The sequence below is a fragment of the Blastococcus sp. SYSU D00695 genome, from assembly GCF_054050555.1.
Map to the genome: position 1 here is coordinate 37059 of NZ_JBJGZP010000024.1, position 19508 is coordinate 56566.

Genomic DNA, 19508 nt, shown 5'->3' on the forward strand with positions numbered 1-19508 from the left:
CAGGCGACAGCCGCGGCGGCCGGGGTCGACCATTCGCGGCATGCACGACCTCGCAGACCTCGGGTGGGACGACGCCCGCACCGCCGACCTCCCCGCCGGCACCGACCCCGCCCGGGTCGCCCGCGTCGACCGGGGGCTGCTGACCGTCCTCGCCGGCGACGGCGAGCGCCGCGTGCACCCGGCGCCCGCCCTGTACGCCGGCACCGGACCGGCGGTCGGGGACTGGGTGGCCCTGCGCGGCGAGCTCGCCGTCGAGCTGCTGCCGCGCCGGACGGCGTTCGTGCGGACCGCCGCCGGGCGCACCTCCGCCCCGCAGGTCGTGGCGGCCGACCTGGACACCGTGCTGGTCGTCGACGCCCTCGGCGGCCCGGCGCGGCTGCGGCGCATCGAGCGCTACCTGGCCGTCGCCTGGAGCAGCGGCGCCGCGCCGGTCGTCGTCCTCACCAAGGCCGACCTGTGCGACGACGTCCCCGCCGTCGTGGCCGAGGTGTCGGGCGCGGTCCCCGGCGTGGGCGTGCTGGCCGTCAGCGTCGTCACCGGGAAGGGCGTGGACGCGGTGCGCGGCCTGCTCGGCCCCGGCCGGACCGGCGCGCTCGTCGGCCCCTCCGGCGTCGGGAAGTCCAGCCTGGTCAACGCGCTGCTGGGGGAGGAGGCCGTCGCGACCGGCGAGGTGCGCGCCGCCGACGGCCGCGGCCGGCACACCACGACCGCCCGCGAGCTGCACCGGCTGCCCGGCGGTGGCCTGCTGGTCGACACCCCCGGCATGCGGGAGCTCGCGCTGACCGACGACGAGGGCATCGACACCGCCTACGCGGACGTGACCGAGCTGGCCGCGGGCTGCCGCTTCCGCGACTGCGGGCACCACAGCGAGCCCGGCTGCGCGGTGCGGACGGCCGTGGAGGAGGGCCGGGTCGACGCCGGGCGGCTGCGCGGCTGGCGCAAGCTGCAGGCCGAGGCGCACCGGCAGGCGCTGCGCTCGGACGCCCGTGCCCGCGCCACCGAGCACGCCCGCGTCAAGGCCCTGCACAAGGCGATGCGCGCGCACCCGGCCCGGCCGCGCTGACCCGCTCCCCGCGCCACCACCGCCGGGCACCTCGGTAGGGTCGCCGTCCGTGCGCGTGCTCGTGATCGGCTCCGGTGCCCGGGAGCACGCCCTGTGCGTGGCTCTGCAGTCCGACCCCGCGGTGACCGCGCTGGCGTGCGCGCCGGGGAACGCGGGCACCCGCGCGATCGCGGAGGCGGCGTCGCTGGACGTCGCCGACCCGGTCGCGGTGGCCGCGCTGGCCACCGGCTGGGGCGCGGACCTCGTCGTCGTCGGGCCGGAGGTGCCGCTGGTCGCCGGCGCCGCCGACGCCGTCCGCGACGCCGGGATCGCCTGCTTCGGCCCGTCGGCGCAGGCCGCGCAGATCGAGGGCAGCAAGGCCTTCGCCAAGCACGTGATGACCGCCGCGGGGGTGCCGACGGCGCGGGCGTGGCCGGTCGGCGGCCCGGCGGAGCTGGAGACCGCGCTCGACGAGGCGGCGGCGCTGGTGCCCGGCGCGCCGTACGTGGTCAAGGACGACGGCCTGGCCGCCGGCAAGGGCGTCGTCGTCACGACGTCCCGGGCCGACGCCGTCGCGCACGGCCACCGCGTGCTGGACGCCGGCGGGTCGGTGCTGGTCGAGGAGTACCTCGACGGCCCCGAGGTGTCGCTGTTCGCCGTCACCGACGGGACGACGGTGCTACCGCTGGTGCCGGCCCAGGACCACAAGCGCCGCGACGACGGCGACGCCGGCCCCAACACCGGCGGCATGGGGGCCTACGCGCCGCTGCCCTGGGCGCCGGCCGGGCTGGTCGACGAGGTGCTGGCCACCGTGCTGCAGCCGACCGTCGACGAGATGGCCCGCCGCGGGGAGCCCTTCTCCGGCCTGCTGTACGCCGGGCTGGCGCTGACCTCGCGCGGCGTCCGGGTGGTCGAGTTCAACGCCCGCTTCGGCGACCCGGAGACCCAGGTGGTGCTGCCGCTGCTGGAGACGCCGCTGGGCGGTCTGCTGCACGCCGCGGCCACCGGCACGCTCGCCGCGCACCCGCCGCTGCGGTGGCGGTCCGGTGCCGCGGTGACCGTCGTCGTCGCCGCCGCGGGCTACCCCGAGCGGCCGCGCACCGGGGACCCGGTGACGGGGGCCGGCGGCGAGGGCGTGCTGCACGCCGGGACCGCGCTCGCCGCCGACGGCACGGTGCGCTCGGCCGGCGGCCGGGTGCTCGCCGTGACCGCGACCGGCGGGGACCTCGCCGCCGCGCGGCAGGCCGCCTACGAGCGGGTCGCCGGGGTGCGGCTGGCGGGTGCGCACTGGCGCAGCGACATCGCGCTGGCCGCCGTCGAGGGGCGCATCGCCGTCCCGTAGCCGGGCCGGCCGCCCGCGCGCACCGTCAGCGGACGCCGACCGCCGGCCGCGCCCGGTCCGGCCGCGGCTCGGGCGGCCGCGGCCCGTCGTGCCGGCGGGCCAGGTACGTGCCGGCCACGTTGGTGCAGGCCACGACCGGGACGGCGATGAGCGCCCCGAAGATGCCCGCGACCAGCAGCCCGGCCGCGATCGCCAGCACCACCGCGAGCGGGTGCACGTGCACCGCCCGGCCGAGCAGCAGCGGCTGCAGCACGTGCCCCTCCAGCTGCATGACCAGGATGACGACGGCCAGCGCGATCAGCGCCTTGACCGGGCCCACCGACACCAGCGCCACCAGGACGGCGACCGACCCGGCCAGGAACGAGCCGATGATCGGGATGAACGCGCCGAGGAACACCAGGGCGGCCAGCGGGACGACCAGCGGCACGCCGAGGACCGCCAGGCCGATGCCGATGCCGACCGCGTCGACCAGCGCCACGATCACCGTCGCCCGCACGTAGCTGATCAGGGTCCGCCAGGCGCGGCGGGCGGCCTCGTCGGTGTAGGCGCGGGCGTCGCCGGGGAGCAGGCCGACCAGCCACAGCCAGATCGACCGGCCGTCCTTGAGGAAGAAGAACAGCGTGAACAGCGCCAGGACGATCCCGGTGAACACCTCGCCGACCGTGGCCGCGGTGTTGATGGCGCCCGAGGCGATCTTGTCCTGGTTGCCGGCGAAGAAGTCCTGCGCCTGGTCGATCGCCTGGTCCAGCTGGCGCTCGGAGACCGGGAAGGTGTCCACCACGAAGTCGCGGACCTGCTCCAGGCCGGCGGTGACCTGGGTGGACAGGTCGTCGAAACCGTCGATGAACCGCTCGACGACGAGCGTGATGATCCCGGCCACGACGCCCAGCCCGACCAGCAGCATGGCGAACGCGGCCAGCGACCGCGCCCAGCCGTGCCGGACCAGCGCCGCCGCGCCCGGCTGCAGCAGGGCCGCCAGCAGCAGCGCGACGATGACCGGGACGACGACGACGGCGACGTAGGCCGCGGCCGTGACCAGCACGTACGCGCCGACCAGGACCACGATCAGCCGCCACGACCAGGCGGCGGCCGTGCGCAGCCCGGTGGGCACGCTGTCGTCGCCGACCGGGCGCCGCGGCGAGTGCCGGCGGTAGCCGCCCGCGGGCGGGCCGCTGACGCCGCCGGGGCCGACCGCCCCGTCGAGGTCGGGGGCGTCGGGCTCGGGGCTGCCCAGCGGGGGGCGGGTGACGCCCGTGGGGACGCCGTCCGGTGCCCGGTCCTGGCCGCCGCCGTCGGCGTCGCGGAGGGCGCCGTCGGGCTCGTCGTCGCGGACCAGGATCGAGCGGTCCTCGTCACCGGCGTGCCACCCGTGCGGGTCGGCCTCGGCGGCCGTGCGGATCCGCTCGCGCGCCCGCTCGACCAGCGCGGTGGCACGTCGCAGCATCGGGTCCTCCCGGCGAGCCGTAGGGGGCGTCCATGATCACGCTAGCGCTGCGGGAGACTGTGAGCGTGCTGCGACGAGCTGACCGGATGCGACGGATACCCGCATGATCGACCGCTACACGCTCCCCGAGATGGGCCGGGTCTGGAGCGACGAGCACAAGTACGAGCTCTGGTGCCGCGTCGAGACCCTGGTGCTGGAGGCGCACGCCGCCGCCGGCCGGGTCCCGGCCGACGTCGTGGAGCCGGTGCGCAACGCCCCTCCGCCGAGCGCCGCGCGGGTGGCCGAGATCGAGGAGACGACCCAGCACGACGTCATCGCCTTCCTCTCCGCCTGGGCCGACAACACCGAGCCGCGGTCGGCCGCGGCCTACGTGCACCACGGCATGACGTCCTCGGACCTGCTGGACACCGCGCTGGCGGTGCAGCTGACCGAGGCCACCGACCTGCTGCTGGCGCGGATGGACCGCTTCGTGGCGGTCCTGCGCGACCACGCGCTGGCCCACCGGGACACGATCAAGGTCGGCCGGACGCACGGCGTGCACGCCGAGCCCGACGTGTGGGGCCACCGCGTGGCCGACATCGCCTTCGCCGCCGCGCGGTCGCGCGACCGGCTGCGGGCGGCGCGCGAGCGCGTCGGCGTCGTCGCCATCTCCGGCGCCGTGGGCACGTACTCGCTCATCGACCCCGCCGTGGAGACGACGGTCGCGCAGGCCCTGGGGCTGCGGGCCGCCGACGCCTCCACCCAGGTGGTGCTGCGCGACTCGATCAGCGAGTGGGTCGCGGCGCTGGCGATCATCGCCACGGTCTGCGAGACGGTCGCGCTGGAGGTCCGCCACGGCCAGCGCACCGAGGTGCGGGAGCTGTCGGAGGCGTTCGGCTCGGGCCAGAAGGGCTCCAGCGCGATGCCGCACAAGAAGAACCCGATCCGCTCCGAGCGCATCGCCGGTCTCGCGCGGGTGGTGCGCGCCGCCGTCGTCCCGGTGATGGAGGGCATCCCGCTCTGGCACGAGCGCGACATCTCGCACTCCTCGACCGAGCGGGTGTTCCTGCCCGACGCCGCGATCACCACCGACTACCTGCTCCACCTGACCACCGGCCTGGTGGAGAACCTGGTCGTCGACGTCCAGCGGATGCGCGACAACCTGGACCTCACCGGCGGGCTGATCTACACCTCCTCGGTGCTGCTGGAGGTCGTGGAGAGCGGGCTGTCCCGCGAGGACGCCTACGCGCTGGTGCAGGGCGCGGCGATGGAGACCTGGAACACCGGCACGCCGTTCCGGGAGACGCTGCGCGCCCGCGCGGGGTCGGCCGGGGTGGCCCTCGACGAGGCGCGGCTGGACGAGATCTGCCGGCCCGAGCGCTACGTCGAGCAGCTGGGCCCGCTGTTCGACCGCGTCGCCGCCCTGTCGTGAGCGGACAGGGACGTGAGCATCCCAGCGAGGAACGAGCGAGGAGCGGAGCGTCCCGCGGGAGCGAACCGGGAGACACCGTGACCGATCTGCCTCTGGTCGCCCGCGGCAAGGTGCGCGAGGTCTACGACGCCGGCGCCGGGCGGCTGCTGCTGGTCGCGTCGGACCGGATCTCGGCGTACGACCACGTGCTGCCGACGCCGATCCCGGACAAGGGGCGCGTGCTCACCGCGCTGTCGGTGTGGTGGTTCGAGCAGCTGGCGCCGGTGCTGGCGCGGTTCGGGGCCGGCCACCACCTGCTGTCGGCGACCGACGTGCCGGCCGAGGTGGCCGGCCGCGCGATGCTGGTGCGCCGGCTGGAGATGCTGCCCGTCGAGTGCGTGGCGCGCGGCTACCTGTCCGGCTCCGGGACCGTGGAGTACCAGCGGACCGGGTCGATCCGCGACGTCCCGCTGCCCGCCGGGCTGGTCGAGGGGTCACAGCTGCCCGAGCCGGTGTTCACGCCGTCCACCAAGGCCGCGGTGGGGGAGCACGACGAGGCGATCGACTTCGCCACCGTCGGCGCGCTGGTCGGCGCCGACCGGGCCGCGGAGCTGCGCGAGCTGACGCTGGCGCTGTACCGCCGCGGCGCCGAGGTCGCGCGGGAGGCCGGCATCGTGCTGGCGGACACCAAGTTCGAGTTCGGGCGCTCCGCCGAGGGGCAGCTGACGCTCGGCGACGAGGTGCTGACGCCGGACTCCTCGCGCTTCTGGCCGGCGGTCACCTGGTCCCCGGGGGCGGTGCAGCCCTCCTACGACAAGCAGTTCGTCCGCGACTGGCTGACGTCCTCGGGCTGGGACCGCGTCTCGCCGCCGCCGGAGCTGCCCGCCGACGTCGTCGCCGCGACGCGGGAGCGCTACGTGACCGCCTACGAGAAGCTGACCGGCCGGCCCTTCGCCTGAGCGGCGCCCCGGGAGCCCGTCACGGGCTCCCGGGGACCGGCTCAGAGCGAGCCGCGGCTGCGCAGCAGGCGCATCTCGGTGAACACCCGCCGCCGGATCTCGTCCTGCTGCTTCTCGGTCAGCCCGGTGAAGCGCACCGAGACCTCCCACTGGCCGTCCTCCCGGAGGAACCGGCGCACGATCCGCACCTCGTCCTCGACCACCGTGCCGTCGAGGTCCAGCCGCAGCCGGAGCGCGTCGCCCGAGGTGTGCGGGATGCCGCCGTCGCGGTCCGTGGGCGCGGTGTGCAGCAGCAGCCGCGCGCCGCCCTCGCTGAGGTCGAGCGTGCTCCCCGCCCGGTCCTCGCGGCCGGCGTTGACCGTCACGCCCAGCCGCAGGGGGACCCGCACGGCGTTGCGCCGCTGCGTCTCCTTCGCCGCCCCGACCAGCAGCAGCTCCCAGCGGGGCTCGGCCTCGCCGGCGGCCGCCGCGTGGGTGGCCACGTACCGCGCCGGCACCCCGAACCACCGGCTCCCGTCCCGCCAGGTGACCTGCATGCCGGTGTCGGGGTCGAGGCGCATCGCGCGCCCCGCGCCCGTCCGGCCGACCGTCACCAGCAGCGTGCCCTGGGCTGCCTCGAGCACCGTGGCGACCAGCCCCTCGGGGATCCCGTCGACCTGCAGGTCCACCATGTCCCGGGTCTGCGGGAGGTCGACCGTCCGGCTGTCCACCATGTTCACCTCGTCGTCTCGGCGCCGCGTCGGCACGGCCGGTCCCGTTCCGGTTTCGGGGCGGGGGCGGTCTCGGAACCACGCTAGCGACGGTCCGGCCCGCCCCGGCCCGACACGCCGGGGGAGCGGCTCGGTAGGCTGGCCGTCGTGCCTCGGGTGGTCGTCGACGTCGTCCTCAAGCCGGAGATCTCCGACCCCCAGGGGCAGGCGGTGCTCGGCGCTCTCGGCCGGCTGGGCCACGCCGGGGTGACCGGCGTCCGGCAGGGCAAACACTTCGTCCTCGACGTCGAGGGCACCCCCGACGAGGCCGAGCTGCGGCAGATCGCCGAGACGCTCCTGGCCAACCCCGTCATCGAGGACGTCGAGCTGCACCTCCCGAACGACTGAGGACCTCCCCTTGCGCATCGGTGTCATCACCTTCCCGGGCTCCCTGGACGACGTCGACGCCGCCCGCGCGGTGCGCCTGGCCGGCGGCGAGCCCGTCGCGCTGTGGCACGGCGACCACGACCTGAAGGACGTCGACGCCGTCGTCCTCCCCGGCGGCTTCTCCTACGGCGACTACCTCCGCGCCGGCGCCATCGCCGCCCGCTCGCCGCTCATGCAGGACGTCGTGGCGGCCGCGCGCACCGGGCTGCCGGTGCTCGGCATCTGCAACGGCTTCCAGGTGCTGTGCGAGGCCGGCCTGCTGCCCGGCGCCCTGCACCGCAACGCCCACCTGCACTTCCGCAACCGCGACCAGCAGCTGCGGATCGAGCGCGCCGACACCGCGTGGACCTCGTCCTACGAGGCCGGGCAGGTCATCGTGGTCCCGGTCAAGAACGGCGAGGGCCGCTACGTCGCCGCGCCCGCCGACCTGGAGCGGCTCGAGGGCGAGGGGCGGGTCGCCGTCCGCTACGTCGGCGGCAACCCCAACGGCAGCCTCGCCGACATCGCCGGCGTGACCAGCGCCGACGGCCGGGTCGTCGGCCTCATGCCGCACCCGGAGCACGCCGTCGAGGAGCTCACCGGCCCCTCGGTCGACGGCCTCGGCTTCTTCACCAGCGTCCTGCAGGGAGTCCTGTCCGCATGAGCCTGGACACCGTCGAGGTCGCCGCACGCACCCCCGGGGACGAGCAGCCCTACGCCGAGCTCGGGCTCAAGCCCGACGAGTACGCCCGGATCCGCGAGATCCTCGGCCGCCGGCCCACCACCGCCGAGCTGGCCATGTACTCGGTCATGTGGAGCGAGCACTGCTCCTACAAGAGCTCGAAGGTGCACCTGCGCCGCTTCGGCGACCTGCCGCGCAGCGAGGCGCTGCTGGTCGGCATCGGCGAGAACGCCGGCGTGGTCGACGTCGGCGACGGCTACGCGGTCACCTTCAAGGTCGAGTCGCACAACCACCCCAGCTACGTCGAGCCCTACCAGGGCGCGGCCACCGGCGTCGGCGGCATCGTCCGCGACATCCTCACCATGGGCGCGCGCCCGGTCGCCGTCATGGACTCGCTGCGCTTCGGCCGCGCCGACGCGCCCGACACCGCGCGGTTGCTGCCCGGCGTGGTCGCCGGGGTCGGCGGCTACGGCAACTGCCTGGGCCTGCCCAACATCGGCGGCGAGCTGCTGTTCGACGACTGCTACGCCGGCAACCCGCTGGTCAACGCCCTGTGCGTCGGGGTCATGCGGCACGAGGACGTGCACCTGGCCAAGGCCGAGGGCGTGGGCAACAAGGTCGTCCTGTTCGGCGCCCGCACCGGCGGCGACGGCATCGGCGGCGTGAGCGTGCTGGCGAGCGAGACCTTCGACGAGCACGGCCCCGCCAAGCGGCCCAGCGTGCAGGTCGGCGACCCGTTCACCGAGAAGCTGCTCATCGAGGCGTGCCTGGAGATCTTCGCCGCCGACCTGGTCACCGGCATCCAGGACCTCGGCGGTGCCGGCCTGTCCTGCGCCACCAGCGAGCTGGCCAGCGCCGGCACCGGGGGCATGCACGTCGACCTCGACCGCGTGCCGCTGCGGGACTCGACGCTCACCCCGGCCGAGATCCTGATGAGCGAGTCGCAGGAGCGCATGTGCGCGATCGTCGAGCCGGACAAGGTCGACGCCTTCCTCGCGGTCTGCCGCAAGTGGGACGTGCTGGCCGCCGTCATCGGTGAGGTCACCGACGGCGACCGGCTGACCGTCGACTGGCACGGCGAGCGGATCGTCGACGTCCCGCCGCGCACCGTCGCGCACGAGGGCCCGGTCTACGAGCGGCCGATGGCCCGCCCCGCCGACCTGGACGCGCTGCAGGCCGACGACGCCGCCCGCCTCCCGCGCCCGGCCGGCCCCGAGGAGCTGCAGGCGCACTGGCTGGCCGTCGTCGCCAGCCCCGACGGCGCCGACAAGTCCTGGGTCACCGAGCAGTACGACCGCTACGTCCGCGGCAACACGGTCCTGGCCCAGCCCGAGGACGCCGGCGTCGTCCGCATCGACGAGGAGTCCCACCGCGGCATCGCCCTGGCGCTGGACGGCAACGCCCGCTTCGCCCGGCTCGACCCCTACGCCGGCGCGCAGCTCAACCTCGCCGAGGCCTACCGCAACGTCGCCGTCTCGGGCGCGACGCCGCTGGCGGTCACCAACTGCCTGAACTTCGGCTCCCCGGAGAACCCCGAGGTCATGTGGCAGTTCGCCGAGGCCGTGCGCGGCCTGGCCGACGGCTGCCGCGAGCTGGGCCTGCCGGTCACCGGCGGCAACGTCAGCCTCTACAACCAGACCGGCGACGTCGCGATCAACCCGACGCCGGTCATCGGCGTGCTGGGCGTGCACGAGGACGTCCGCCGCCGGGTGCCCACCGGCTGGCGCGCCGCCGGCGAGACCGTCCTGCTGCTCGGCACCACCCGCGAGGAGCTCGGCGGGTCGGCGTGGGCCGGGGTCGTCCACGGCCACCTCGGCGGTCGCCCGCCGGCGGTCGACCTGCCGGCGGAGCGGGCGCTGGGCGAGCTGCTCGCCGCCCTCGCCCGCGAGGGGCGGGTCACCTCCGCCCACGACCTGGCCGACGGCGGCCTGGCGCAGGCGCTCGCGGAGGCGGCGCTGCGGTACGGCACCGGCGCCCGCCTGACCCTTCCCGGCGACCCGTTCGTCGCGCTGTTCAGCGAGTCCGGGGCCCGCGCCGTGGTCACCACGACCGACCCCGACGCCGTGCGGGCGACCGCGGAGTGGGCCGGGGTCGCGGTGACCGAGCTGGGCACCACGGGCGGGGAGTCCCTCGCCGTCGAGGGCCTGCCCGAGCTGCCGCTGGCCGAGCTGCGCGCCGCGTGGACGGCGACCCTCCCGGCGCTCTTCGGCACCCCCGAGGCCACGGTGGGCAGCGTCCCCGCGGGGACCGTCCCCACCAGCTGACGCCCCGGCGAGGCGTCCGTCCCATGGCACCGACCGCACCGATCCCGGCCGACGAGCTGCGCGCCGCCGTCGACCCGGTGCGTGCCTGGCTGGCCGGCGAGGCCGAGCAGCCGCCGCGCTCGGTGCTGAGCGCGGCCGTGAGGACCAGCGCCCGCTGGCTGGCCCAGCAGGTGCCGGGCCGGTCGGTGGAGCTGCGGGTGCCCCCGCACGTCGCCGTCCAGCTGGTGCCCGGGCCCCGGCACACCCGCGGCACCCCGCCGAACGTGGTCGAGACCGACGCCGCCACCTGGCTGCGGCTGGCCACCGGCGCGACCGGCTGGGCCGAGGCGGTGGCCCAGGGGCTGGTCAGCGCCAGCGGCAACCGCGCCGACCTCGGCGACCACCTCCCCCTGCGCCCGCTGCGCTGACCGATCGAGGAGATCTCGTGGACGCGTCCTTCACCCCCGACGGCGACCTGCTGGTCCCGACCGCCTTCGCCCGCAGCCCGTGGTCGGACGAGATGGTCAACGGCCACCACGTCGGCGGGCTCGTGGCCTGGGGGGTGGAGCGCGACGGCGCCGAGGACGACGGCAGCGACCCCGACCTGCAGCTGACCCGGCTGACGGTCGACATGGTCCGGCCCGTGCCGATGCGGCCGCTGCGCGTGGTCGCCCGCCGCACGCGGGAGGGCCGGCGGCTGCGGTCGGTGGACGTCGCCGTCCTCGACGGCGACGTCGAGGTGGCCCGCGGCTCCGCCCTGCTGCTGCGCCGCTCCGAGCACCCCGAGGGCGAGCCGTGGGCGCCCGAGCCGTGGGACGTGCCCCTGCCCGAGGCGATCGAGGGGTCGCTGGGCGGCCCGATGTCGTTCGAGATCCGGCCGGCCGCGCGCCGGCGCGGCGCCGCCGGCCCGGGCCGGGTCTGGCTGCGGGAGCGGGTCGACTTCGTGGCCGGGCAGCCGCTGACCCCGGCGTTGCGCGCCGCCCTCATGGCCGACTTCGCCAACCCGATCGCCAACTCCGGCCGCGGTGGCCTGGCGTTCATCAACGCCGACCTGACGATGTACCTGTCCCGCGACCCGGTCGGGGAGTGGATCGGCGTGGAGTCCACCGGTCACGTGGGGACGGACGGCGTCGGCGTCGGCACGGCCTGGATGTACGACCGCGAGGGCCGGATCGGCAGCTGCACCGCCGCGGCCCTGGCCGACCCGCGGATCCGGCAGCGCGAGCGCTGAGCGGCCCCAGCCGCTCGACGGGCCCTCCCGCAGCTCCGCAGCTCCGCAGCTCCGCAGCACCGGAGCACCGCGGCAGTGCCGGGCCTCGGGCTCCGGTGCCGCCCCACAGCGCGGCACCCGCCCCCACCTCGCGGCAGTGCCGGGGTGCGGTGGGGCCGGGGGTGCGGTGGGGCCATGCCACCGCGACGGCCGGCCCGTGGCCCGGACGGGGTCCGCGGGCCCCCGCCCGGGCCCCTAGGCTCGCGGCATGGCCTACGAGGTGAAGGGCGTCGTCGCCCGCAGCAAGGGAGCTCCGGTCAGCATCGAGACGGTGCTCGTGCCCGACCCGGGCCCCGGCGAGGCGGTCGTCGACGTCCAGGCGTGCGGCGTCTGCCACACCGACCTGCACTACCGCGAGGGCGGCATCAACGACGACTTCCCGTTCCTGCTCGGCCACGAGGCCGCCGGGACGGTCGCCGCGGTCGGCGAGGGCGTCACGAACGTCGCCGTCGGGGACTTCGTCGTCCTCAACTGGCGGGCGGTCTGCGGTCAGTGCCGCGCCTGCCTCAAGGGCGAGCCGCAGTACTGCTTCGACACCCACAACGCCGCGCAGAAGATGACGCTGGCCGACGGCACGGAGCTCTCCCCGGCCCTGGGGATCGGCGCGTTCGTGGAGAAGACCCTGGTCCACTCGGGCCAGTGCACCAAGGTCGACCCGGCCGCCCCCGCCACGGCCGCCGGCCTGCTCGGCTGCGGCGTCATGGCCGGCGTGGGCGCGGCGATCAACACCGGCGCCGTGCGCCGCGGCGAGTCGGTCGCGGTGTTCGGCTGCGGCGGCGTCGGGGACGCCGCGATCGCCGGGGCGAAGCTGGCCGGGGCGACGACGATCGTCGCCGTCGACATCGACGACCGGAAGCTGGAGTGGGCCCGGCAGTTCGGCGCCACCCACACGGTCAACTCCAGGGAGACCGACGCGGTCGAGGCGATCCGCGCGGCGACCGGCGGGTTCGGCGTCGACGTGGCGATCGACGCGGTCGGCCACCCGGCGGTGTACGAGCAGGCGTTCCAGGCCCGTGACCTCGCCGGCCGCGTGGTGCTGGTCGGCGTCCCCACCCCCGACATGCAGCTCACGCTGCCGATGATCGAGCTGTTCGGCCGCGGCGGGGCGCTCAAGTCCAGCTGGTACGGCGACTGCCTGCCGTCGCGGGACTTCCCGATGCTCACCGACCTGTACCTGCAGGGCCGCTTCCCGCTGGCGGACTTCGTCACCGAGACCATCGGCCTGGACTCCGTCGAGAGCGCCTTCGAGAAGATGCACGCGGGCGAGGTCCTGCGCTCGGTCGTGGTGTTCTGAGCATGGCCGCGCGGATCGACAAGACCGTCGTCAGCGGCGTCTTCAGCCTCGACGGGCAGGACTTCGACGTCGACAACAACGTCTGGCTGGTCGGCGACGACACCCACGTGCTGGTCATCGACGCCCCGCACCGCGCCGAGCCCATCGTCGAGGCGATCGGCGGCCGCACCGTGACCGGGATCGTGCTCACCCACGGGCACAACGACCACATCACCGCGGCGGTCGCGCTGCGCGATGCCGTCGACGCCCCGATCTGGTTCCCGGCGGCGGACCGGATGCTGTGGGACATGGTCCACGGGGTCTCCCTGCCGGCCGCGGACCCCGACCGGGACCTGGTCGAGGGGACGACGTTCACCGTCGCCGGCTCCACGCTGGTCGCGCTGCACACGCCGGGCCACTCCCCGGGCAGCACCTGCCTGCACTCGGCGGACCTGGGCACCGTCTTCACCGGCGACACGCTGTTCTGCGGCGGCCCCGGCGCCACCGGCCGCTCCTTCAGCGACCACCCGACCATCGTGCAGTCCATCCGCACGAAGCTGCTGACCCTGCCCGGCGACACCGTCGTCCGGACCGGGCACGGCGAGGACACCACGATCGCCGCGGAGCTGGGTACCGTCCGCTGACAGCGGAGGGTCCCCGGCGGCGGGTCGCCCCGCCGCCGGGGCGCGCGGGCGGGTCGACGCGCCGGGGTGTGGCGTGGATCCCGGAACCGGGGCCCCCATCCGGGCGCGGCCCCGGTACTCTCGCACGAGTGCCTCGCGGTGACGGACGGCTGACGCACGACCTCGACCCCCAGTCCCCCGGACCCCAGGACGCCTGCGGCGTCTTCGGTGTCTGGGCGCCGGGTGAGGAGGTCGCGAAGCTGACCTACTTCGGTCTGTACGCGCTCCAGCACCGCGGGCAGGAGGCGGCCGGCATCGCGGTCTCCGACGGCGCCTCGGTCGTGGTCTACAAGGACCTCGGGCTGGTCAGCCAGGTGTTCGACGAGGCGACGCTGGGCAGCCTGCGCGGGCACCTCGCCGTCGGCCACACCCGGTACTCGACCACCGGCTCCTCCACCTGGGAGAACGCCCAGCCGACCTTCCGCACCACCGACGCCGGCACCGGCCTGGCCCTGTGCCACAACGGCAACCTGGTCAACACCGCCGAGCTGGCCAGCAAGGCCGCCGACGCGGGGGTGCCGGGCGCGTTCAGCGCGAGCACCGACTCCGACCTCGTCACCTCGCTCATCGCCGCCCGCCCGGACATGTCGGTCGAGGCCGCGGCGATGGAGGTGCTCCCGCAGCTGCGGGGCGCGTTCAGCCTCACGTTCATGGACGAGGACACCCTCTACGCCGCCCGCGACCCGCAGGGTGTCCGCCCGCTGGTCCTGGGCCGGCTGGAGCGCGGCTGGGTGGTCGCCAGCGAGACCGCGGCGCTGGACATCGTCGGCGCCTCCGTCGTCCGCGAGGTGGAGCCCGGCGAGCTCATCGCGATCGACGAGAACGGGCTGCGCAGCCAGCACTTCGCCGCCGCCGAGCCCAAGGGCTGCGTGTTCGAGTACGTCTACCTCGCCCGCCCCGACACGACCATCAGCGGCCGCGGCGTGCACGCCGCCCGCGTCGAGATCGGCCGCCGGCTGGCCAAGGAGCACCCGGTCGAGGCCGACCTGGTCATCCCGGTCCCCGAGTCGGGCACCCCGGCGGCCGTCGGCTACGCCGAGGCCAGCGGCATCCCCTACGGGCTGGGGCTGGTCAAGAACTCCTACGTCGGCCGGACCTTCATCCAGCCCTCGCAGACGATCCGCCAGCTGGGCATCCGGCTGAAGCTCAACCCGCTGCGCGACGTCATCCGCGGCAAGCGGCTGGTCGTCGTCGACGACTCGATCGTGCGCGGCAACACCCAGCGCGCGCTGATCCGCATGCTCCGCGAGGCCGGTGCGCTCGAGGTGCACGTGCGGATCTCCTCGCCGCCGGTGAAGTGGCCGTGCTTCTACGGCATCGACTTCGCCAGCCGGGCCGAGCTCATCGCCAACGGCCTGGACGTCGACGGCGTGCGTGCCTCCATCAACGCCGACTCGCTGGCCTACGTCTCCGAGCAGGGGCTCGTCGCCGCCACCGAGCAGCCCGCCACGCGCCTGTGCACCGCCTGCTTCACCGGCCAGTACCCGATCGCGCTCGGCGAGTCCGACGTCCTCGGCAAGCACCTGCTCGAGGGGATCGGCCGGACCGCCATGCCCCGGGCGGAAGCCCAGCGCGCCGTCACCGGCTGGATCGGCCAGCAGGCCGGCAGCGCCACCGTGCCCGGCGGTGCGGACGACGCCCTGCAGCGCCCGTGAGCGACCAGCAGTTCACCTACGCGGCCAGCGGCGTCGACATCGACGCCGGCGAGCGGGCCGTCACGCTGATGCGCAGCGCGGTCGAGCGCACCAACCGGCCGGAGGTCGTCGGCGGGCTGGGCGGCTTCGCAGGGCTGTTCGCGCTCGACGTGGCGAAGTACCGGCGCCCGCTGCTCGCGTCGTCCACGGACGGCGTCGGCACCAAGATCGCCCTCGCCCGCCAGCTGGACCGGCACGACACGGTCGGCATCGACCTCGTCGCGATGGTCGTCGACGACCTGGTGGCCTGCGGCGCCGAGCCGCTGTTCCTCCAGGACTACGTCGCCTGCGGCCGGGTGGTGCCCGAGCGCATCGCCGCGATCGTCACCGGCATCGCCGAGGGCTGCACCCGGGCCGGGGCGGCGCTGGTCGGCGGGGAGACCGCCGAGCACGGCGACCTGATGGCCGCCGACGACTACGACCTCGCGGCGACCGCCGTCGGCGTCGTGGAGGCCGACGCGGTGCTGGGCCCGGAGCGGGTGCGGGCCGGTGACGTCGTCGTCGCGATGGCCTCCTCCGGTTTCCACTCCAACGGCTACTCGCTGGTCCGCCGCGTCGTCTCCGCCGCGGGGCTCGACCTCACCGGCACCCCCGCGGGCCTGGACCGGCCGCTGGGCGAGGTGCTGCTGGAGCCCACCCGCATCTACGCGCTGGACTGCCTGGCGCTGGTCGGCGAGCTCGGCACCGACGGCGTGCACGCGTTCGCGCACATCACCGGCGGCGGCCTGGCCGGCAACACGGTGCGCGTCGTCCCCGACGGCGCCGAGGCCGTGCTGGACCGCGGCACGTGGGCCCTGCCGGCGGCCGTGCACCTGCTGGAGGAGCACGGCGTCCCGCGCGAGGAGTCCGAGCGCGCCTTCAACTGCGGCGTCGGCATGGTGGCCGTCGTCGCGGCGGAGGTCGCCGACCGCGCCGTCGCGCTGCTCACCGACCGCGGCGTCCCCGCGTGGGTGGCCGGCACGGTGCAGGACGCGCCGGGGCAGTCGGCCGGGGCGCGCCTGGTGGGCACCTACCGCTGACCCGGCCCGCCCGGGGACCAGGTCTCACCCGGCCCCGGGCGCAGCCCAGGGCAGGGAGGTGGCCGCCGGCGGCGACGGCGCCGCCCGGAGGCGACCCCACCGCCGGCGGCGGGGGAGGACGTCGGACCGCGCGGGACCGGACGCACGCGTGACACACCGCCGTCCCCCGGAGGGGACGGCGGTGTCGAGTCAGGCGCCTGCGCCCGGGCTCAGCCGCTGCTCAGCGGCTGGTCGCCCAGTCGTCGTCCGAGTCGTCGTCCGCCCAGCGGTCGGCGTACTCGTCGTCGTCCTCGTCGTCGTCCTTCGCCGCACGCGACGGCGTGTAGGTCGACGGAGAACCGGCCAGTTCGCGCTGGAGCGCGGAGAGGTCGGTGTTGGGTGAGCTGTACTTGAGCTCACGGGCCACGCGTGTCTGCTTGGCCTTCGCTCGGCCGCGCCCCATCGGCTCGACCCCCTCGTTACGGAGTACGGGAGCCCAGCTCCGGGCTGAGCGGCCCGCGTGGCGACCCCGACTGAGTGACTGTGTCTGGACCGAGCTTACGACACGCGTCGACGCCGGGCACACGTCCTCCCTCCCCGGTCCCCCGTCCGGGTCGGCGCGCCCGCCCGCGGTGTGACCGGGGGCTCAGTGCGGCAGGCGGATCGTGGCCAGACGGCCCACCGAGCGCATGCGCTCCTCGGCGATCCGGTCGGCGGTGACGGCGGGGGAGACGCCGGCGGCGTCGGCCTCGCGCAGCACCCGCAGCGTGACGTCGAAGATGCCGTCGGCGCGCGCCTCGGCCCGGGCGAAGTCGAAACCGTGCCGCTCGTCCTCGACCTGGATCACCCCGCCGGCGTTCACCAGGTAGTCCGGCGCGTACAGGACGCCGCGGCGCAGCAGCAGGTCCGCCGTCCCCTCGTGGGCGAGCTGGTTGTTCGCGCCGCCGCAGACCACCTCGGCCTGCAGCGCGGCCACCGTGTCGTCGTCGAGGGCGCCGCCGAGCGCACACGGGGCGTAGACGTCGGCCGGGGTGCGCACCAGCGTGGCGGTGTCGGCCACCGCCTCCACCGCGGGGTGGCGGGCCCGGACCCGGGCCACGGCGGCGGCGTCCACGTCGGTGACGACGACGGCCGCGCCGTCCGCGACGAGCCGGTCGACCAGCCAGCTCCCGACCTTGCCCACCCCGGCGACGGCGACCCGGCGCCCGGCCAGCGACGGCGCTCCCCAGCGGTGCTCGGCGGCGGCCCGCATGCCCTGGAAGACGCCGTGGGCGGTGAGCACCGAGGAGTCGCCGCACCCGCCCATGGCCACCGACCGGCCGTGCGCGAACCGGGTCTCGCGGGCGACGACGTCGAGGTCGGCGTTGGTGGTGCCGACGTCGCACGCGGTCAGGTAGCGCCCGCCCAGGGACTCCACGAACCGCCCGTAGGCCCGCAGCAGCGCCTCGGTCTTGTCCGTCCGCGGGTCGCCGATGACCACGGCCTTGCCGCCGCCGAGGTCCAGGCCGGCCAGGCTGTTCTTGTAGGCCATGGCCCTCGACAGGGCGAGGGCGTCGGCGACCGCCCCGGCCTCGTCCGCGTACGGGTGGAAGCGGGTGCCGCCCAGCGCGGGCCCGAGCGCGGTCGAGTAGATGGCGATCACCGCCCGCAGCCCCGACCCCGGGTCGGAGCAGAAGACGACCTGTTCGTGACCGGAGCCGAAGACGTCCACGGACCGAGCGTAGGGAAGGGACCCGGTTGCCCGCGGGCCGCGCCGCGGGCGGTGTGCCCCAGCGCACGTTCCGGGAGAAATCCGGCCGGAAGCCTCAAGGTCACCCGGGAGGGTGACGAGAACTCCTGGGACAGGAACGAGCGCGTGGGGCTCCCGTGACGGGAGTGCACCGCGCCGGGCCCAGGCCCGACCCCTCTTCCCCAGGGAGCGACACCATGCTGCAGGGCCTCGCCGGCCGGCGCCGGACGCACGCCGACCGGACCCGATCCGGCCGCCGTCCGCGGGGGCTGCGCCTGGCCCTGGCCACCGCGCTCGCCGGCGCGGCGCTGCTGGGCGCCGCCGGTCCCGCGCTCGCGGCGCCCGCCCCGCCGGTCAACCCCAGCGACGGCCAGCTCGCCGACGCCCGCGCCGCCCAGGACGCCGCCGCCGCCGAGGTGGGCCGCATCGCCGCCCTGGTGGCCGGCGCCGAGGCCGAGCTCGAGCGGCTGAACCTGCAGGCCGAGTCCGCCGGCGCCGCGTACCTGGCCGCGGAGGAGCAGCGCCAGGCCGCGCAGGCCGCCGCCGACGAGGCCGCCGCGCAGCTGCAGGCCGCCGCCGATGCGGTGGCCGCCGCCCGCGTCCGGATCGGCGAGTTCGCCCGCACCAGCTACATGAACGGCAGCCGGCTCACCACCACCCAGGCGCTGCTCGACGCGGAGGGCCCGGCGGAGCTCGTGCAGCGCGCCGCCCTCCTGGAGTACGTCGGTGACACGCAGGTCGACGTCCTCGACGGCCTGGAGGTCGCCCGCGTCCAGCAGGCCAACGCCGAGTCCGCGGCCCGCGCCGCCCGTGACGCCGCGGCCGCCGCCGAGGCCGAGGCCGAGGCCGCCAAGCAGGCCGCCGACGACCAGGCCGCGTCCGCGCAGGCCGCCTACACCGAGATCTCCGCCCAGAAGGCCGCCTACGACCAGCAGCTGGAGGCGGCCAACATCCAGCTCCTGCAGCTGCAGGGCGCCCGGGACGCCTACCAGCAGTGGCAGCAGCAGAAGGCGGCCGAGGAGGCCGCCGCCGCGGCCGCCGCCGAGCGGGCCGCCCAGGAGGCCGCGGCCGCGGCCGCGGCGGCCCGCGCGCAGAGCTCGGGTGGCGGCGGGGCGGCTGCCTCCGGGGGTGGCGGCCCCTACGTCAAGCCCACCTCGGGCCGCACCTCCAGCTGCTTCGGCTACCGCTGGGGCACGCTGCACGGCGGCGTGGACATCGCGGCCCCGATCGGAACGCCCATCTACGCGGCCCACAGCGGCGTCGTGCAGCGCGCGGGGACGGCGACGGGCTTCGGGTACGCCGTCTACATCCGCGGCGACGACGGTGCGGTGACGGTGTACGGGCACGTGAACCAGTACTTCGTCCGTGCCGGCGAGCGGGTCTCCGCCGGCGAGCAGATCGCCGAGGTGGGCAACCGCGGGCAGTCCACGGGCCCGCACCTGCACTTCGAGGTGCACCCCGGCGGCGCGATGTACGGCGGCCAGGTGGACCCGGCGCCGTGGCTGCGCGCCCGCGGCGTGAGCATCGGCGGCTGCTGAGCCACCCGGCCCCCGCACGACAGCGGCCCGCCCCCCCGCGGGGGGGGGGGGGCGCGGTCGTCGGTCGCGGGGTGGTGCGCCGCCCGTGCACTTGGCGGTGCCGAAA

At 75.9% G+C, this 19508-nt stretch carries 18 protein-coding genes; 14 read left to right on the top strand and 4 right to left on the bottom strand.

Translation table 11 applies throughout. The features are described from left to right. Positions 1 to 40 precede the first annotated feature (40 nt). Both rsgA and purD read left to right on the top strand, forming a co-directional pair. A complete protein-coding gene (gene rsgA, locus ACI781_RS15210) occupies positions 41 to 1063 on the top strand; it encodes a ribosome small subunit-dependent GTPase A (protein WP_456566957.1) in 1023 nt (340 codons plus the stop codon). A gap of 49 nt (positions 1064 to 1112) precedes the next feature. Beyond that, complete coding sequence (gene purD / locus ACI781_RS15215) at positions 1113 to 2384, top strand: phosphoribosylamine--glycine ligase (RefSeq protein WP_456566958.1); 1272 nt, start codon at positions 1113 to 1115, stop codon at positions 2382 to 2384. A gap of 25 nt (positions 2385 to 2409) precedes the next feature. Here purD and ACI781_RS15220 read toward each other — a convergent pair whose 3' ends face one another. After that, on the bottom strand, positions 2410 to 3828 hold the full coding sequence (locus ACI781_RS15220; RefSeq protein ID WP_456566959.1) for an AI-2E family transporter: 1419 nt from the start codon (positions 3826 to 3828) through the stop codon (positions 2410 to 2412). A 103-nt stretch (positions 3829 to 3931) separates the two neighbouring features. On the opposite strand from ACI781_RS15220, the gene purB reads away from it, so the two are divergent. Together purB and ACI781_RS15230 are read left to right on the top strand one after the other, a co-directional pair. Then, on the top strand, positions 3932 to 5239 hold the full coding sequence (gene purB / locus ACI781_RS15225; RefSeq protein ID WP_456566960.1) for an adenylosuccinate lyase: 1308 nt from the start codon (positions 3932 to 3934) through the stop codon (positions 5237 to 5239). 77 nt (positions 5240 to 5316) lie between these two features. Further along, complete coding sequence (locus ACI781_RS15230; protein WP_456566961.1) at positions 5317 to 6177, top strand: phosphoribosylaminoimidazolesuccinocarboxamide synthase; 861 nt, start codon at positions 5317 to 5319, stop codon at positions 6175 to 6177. Between the two features lie 41 nt (positions 6178 to 6218). Here ACI781_RS15230 and ACI781_RS15235 read toward each other — a convergent pair whose 3' ends face one another. Then, a complete protein-coding gene (locus tag ACI781_RS15235) occupies positions 6219 to 6887 on the bottom strand; it encodes a flagellar brake protein (protein WP_456566962.1) in 669 nt (222 codons plus the stop codon). A 147-nt stretch (positions 6888 to 7034) separates the two neighbouring features. Here ACI781_RS15235 and purS point away from each other — a divergent pair, with 147 nt between their 5' ends. The 9 genes from purS to purM all read left to right on the top strand — a co-directional run bounded on the left by purS (position 7035) and on the right by purM (position 16156). Continuing rightward, a complete protein-coding gene (gene purS / locus ACI781_RS15240) occupies positions 7035 to 7274 on the top strand; it encodes a phosphoribosylformylglycinamidine synthase subunit PurS (RefSeq protein ID WP_456566963.1) in 240 nt (79 codons plus the stop codon). A 10-nt stretch (positions 7275 to 7284) separates the two neighbouring features. After that, positions 7285 to 7956 carry a phosphoribosylformylglycinamidine synthase subunit PurQ gene (gene purQ, locus ACI781_RS15245; RefSeq protein ID WP_456566964.1) on the top strand — a complete coding sequence of 224 codons (672 nt, stop codon included), beginning with the start codon at positions 7285 to 7287 and terminating at the stop codon, positions 7954 to 7956. Further along, on the top strand, positions 7953 to 10238 hold the full coding sequence (gene purL, locus ACI781_RS15250; RefSeq protein ID WP_456566965.1) for a phosphoribosylformylglycinamidine synthase subunit PurL: 2286 nt from the start codon (positions 7953 to 7955) through the stop codon (positions 10236 to 10238). Before purQ ends, purL begins: the two co-directional genes overlap by 4 nt. A gap of 23 nt (positions 10239 to 10261) precedes the next feature. Then, entirely contained in the window at positions 10262 to 10645 is a 384-nt protein-coding gene (locus ACI781_RS15255; protein ID WP_456566966.1) for a sterol carrier family protein, read from the top strand. A gap of 17 nt (positions 10646 to 10662) precedes the next feature. Further along, the gene (locus ACI781_RS15260) at positions 10663 to 11448 is read left to right on the top strand and encodes an acyl-CoA thioesterase domain-containing protein (protein ID WP_456566967.1); all 786 of its coding nucleotides are present in this window, start codon (positions 10663 to 10665) and stop codon (positions 11446 to 11448) included. 247 nt (positions 11449 to 11695) lie between these two features. Then, positions 11696 to 12781: an S-(hydroxymethyl)mycothiol dehydrogenase gene (locus ACI781_RS15265; RefSeq protein ID WP_456566968.1), complete on the top strand. Its 1086-nt coding sequence runs from the start codon at positions 11696 to 11698 to the stop codon at positions 12779 to 12781. 2 nt (positions 12782 to 12783) lie between these two features. After that, positions 12784 to 13404 carry an MBL fold metallo-hydrolase gene (locus ACI781_RS15270; protein ID WP_456566969.1) on the top strand — a complete coding sequence of 207 codons (621 nt, stop codon included), beginning with the start codon at positions 12784 to 12786 and terminating at the stop codon, positions 13402 to 13404. 128 nt (positions 13405 to 13532) lie between these two features. Next, positions 13533 to 15098 carry an amidophosphoribosyltransferase gene (gene purF, locus ACI781_RS15275; RefSeq protein WP_456566970.1) on the top strand — a complete coding sequence of 522 codons (1566 nt, stop codon included), beginning with the start codon at positions 13533 to 13535 and terminating at the stop codon, positions 15096 to 15098. Further along, positions 15095 to 16156, top strand: coding sequence for a phosphoribosylformylglycinamidine cyclo-ligase (purM, locus tag ACI781_RS15280; RefSeq protein ID WP_456566971.1), 1062 nt, complete (start codon positions 15095 to 15097; stop codon positions 16154 to 16156). The genes purF and purM overlap by 4 nt, the downstream gene beginning before the upstream one ends. Positions 16157 to 16376: 220 nt before the next feature. On the opposite strand, the gene ACI781_RS15285 is transcribed toward purM, so the two are convergent. After that, on the bottom strand, positions 16377 to 16598 hold the full coding sequence (locus ACI781_RS15285) for a DUF3073 domain-containing protein (RefSeq protein ID WP_456566972.1): 222 nt from the start codon (positions 16596 to 16598) through the stop codon (positions 16377 to 16379). A 183-nt stretch (positions 16599 to 16781) separates the two neighbouring features. Next, positions 16782 to 17846 (bottom strand): Glu/Leu/Phe/Val family dehydrogenase, encoded by a 1065-nt coding sequence (locus ACI781_RS15290; RefSeq protein ID WP_456566973.1) that lies wholly within the window; start codon positions 17844 to 17846, stop codon positions 16782 to 16784. Between the two features lie 215 nt (positions 17847 to 18061). Between ACI781_RS15290 and ACI781_RS15295 the strand changes: the two genes are divergently transcribed. Then, the gene (locus tag ACI781_RS15295) at positions 18062 to 19402 is read left to right on the top strand and encodes a M23 family metallopeptidase (RefSeq protein ID WP_456566974.1); all 1341 of its coding nucleotides are present in this window, start codon (positions 18062 to 18064) and stop codon (positions 19400 to 19402) included. Positions 19403 to 19508 lie beyond the last annotated feature (106 nt).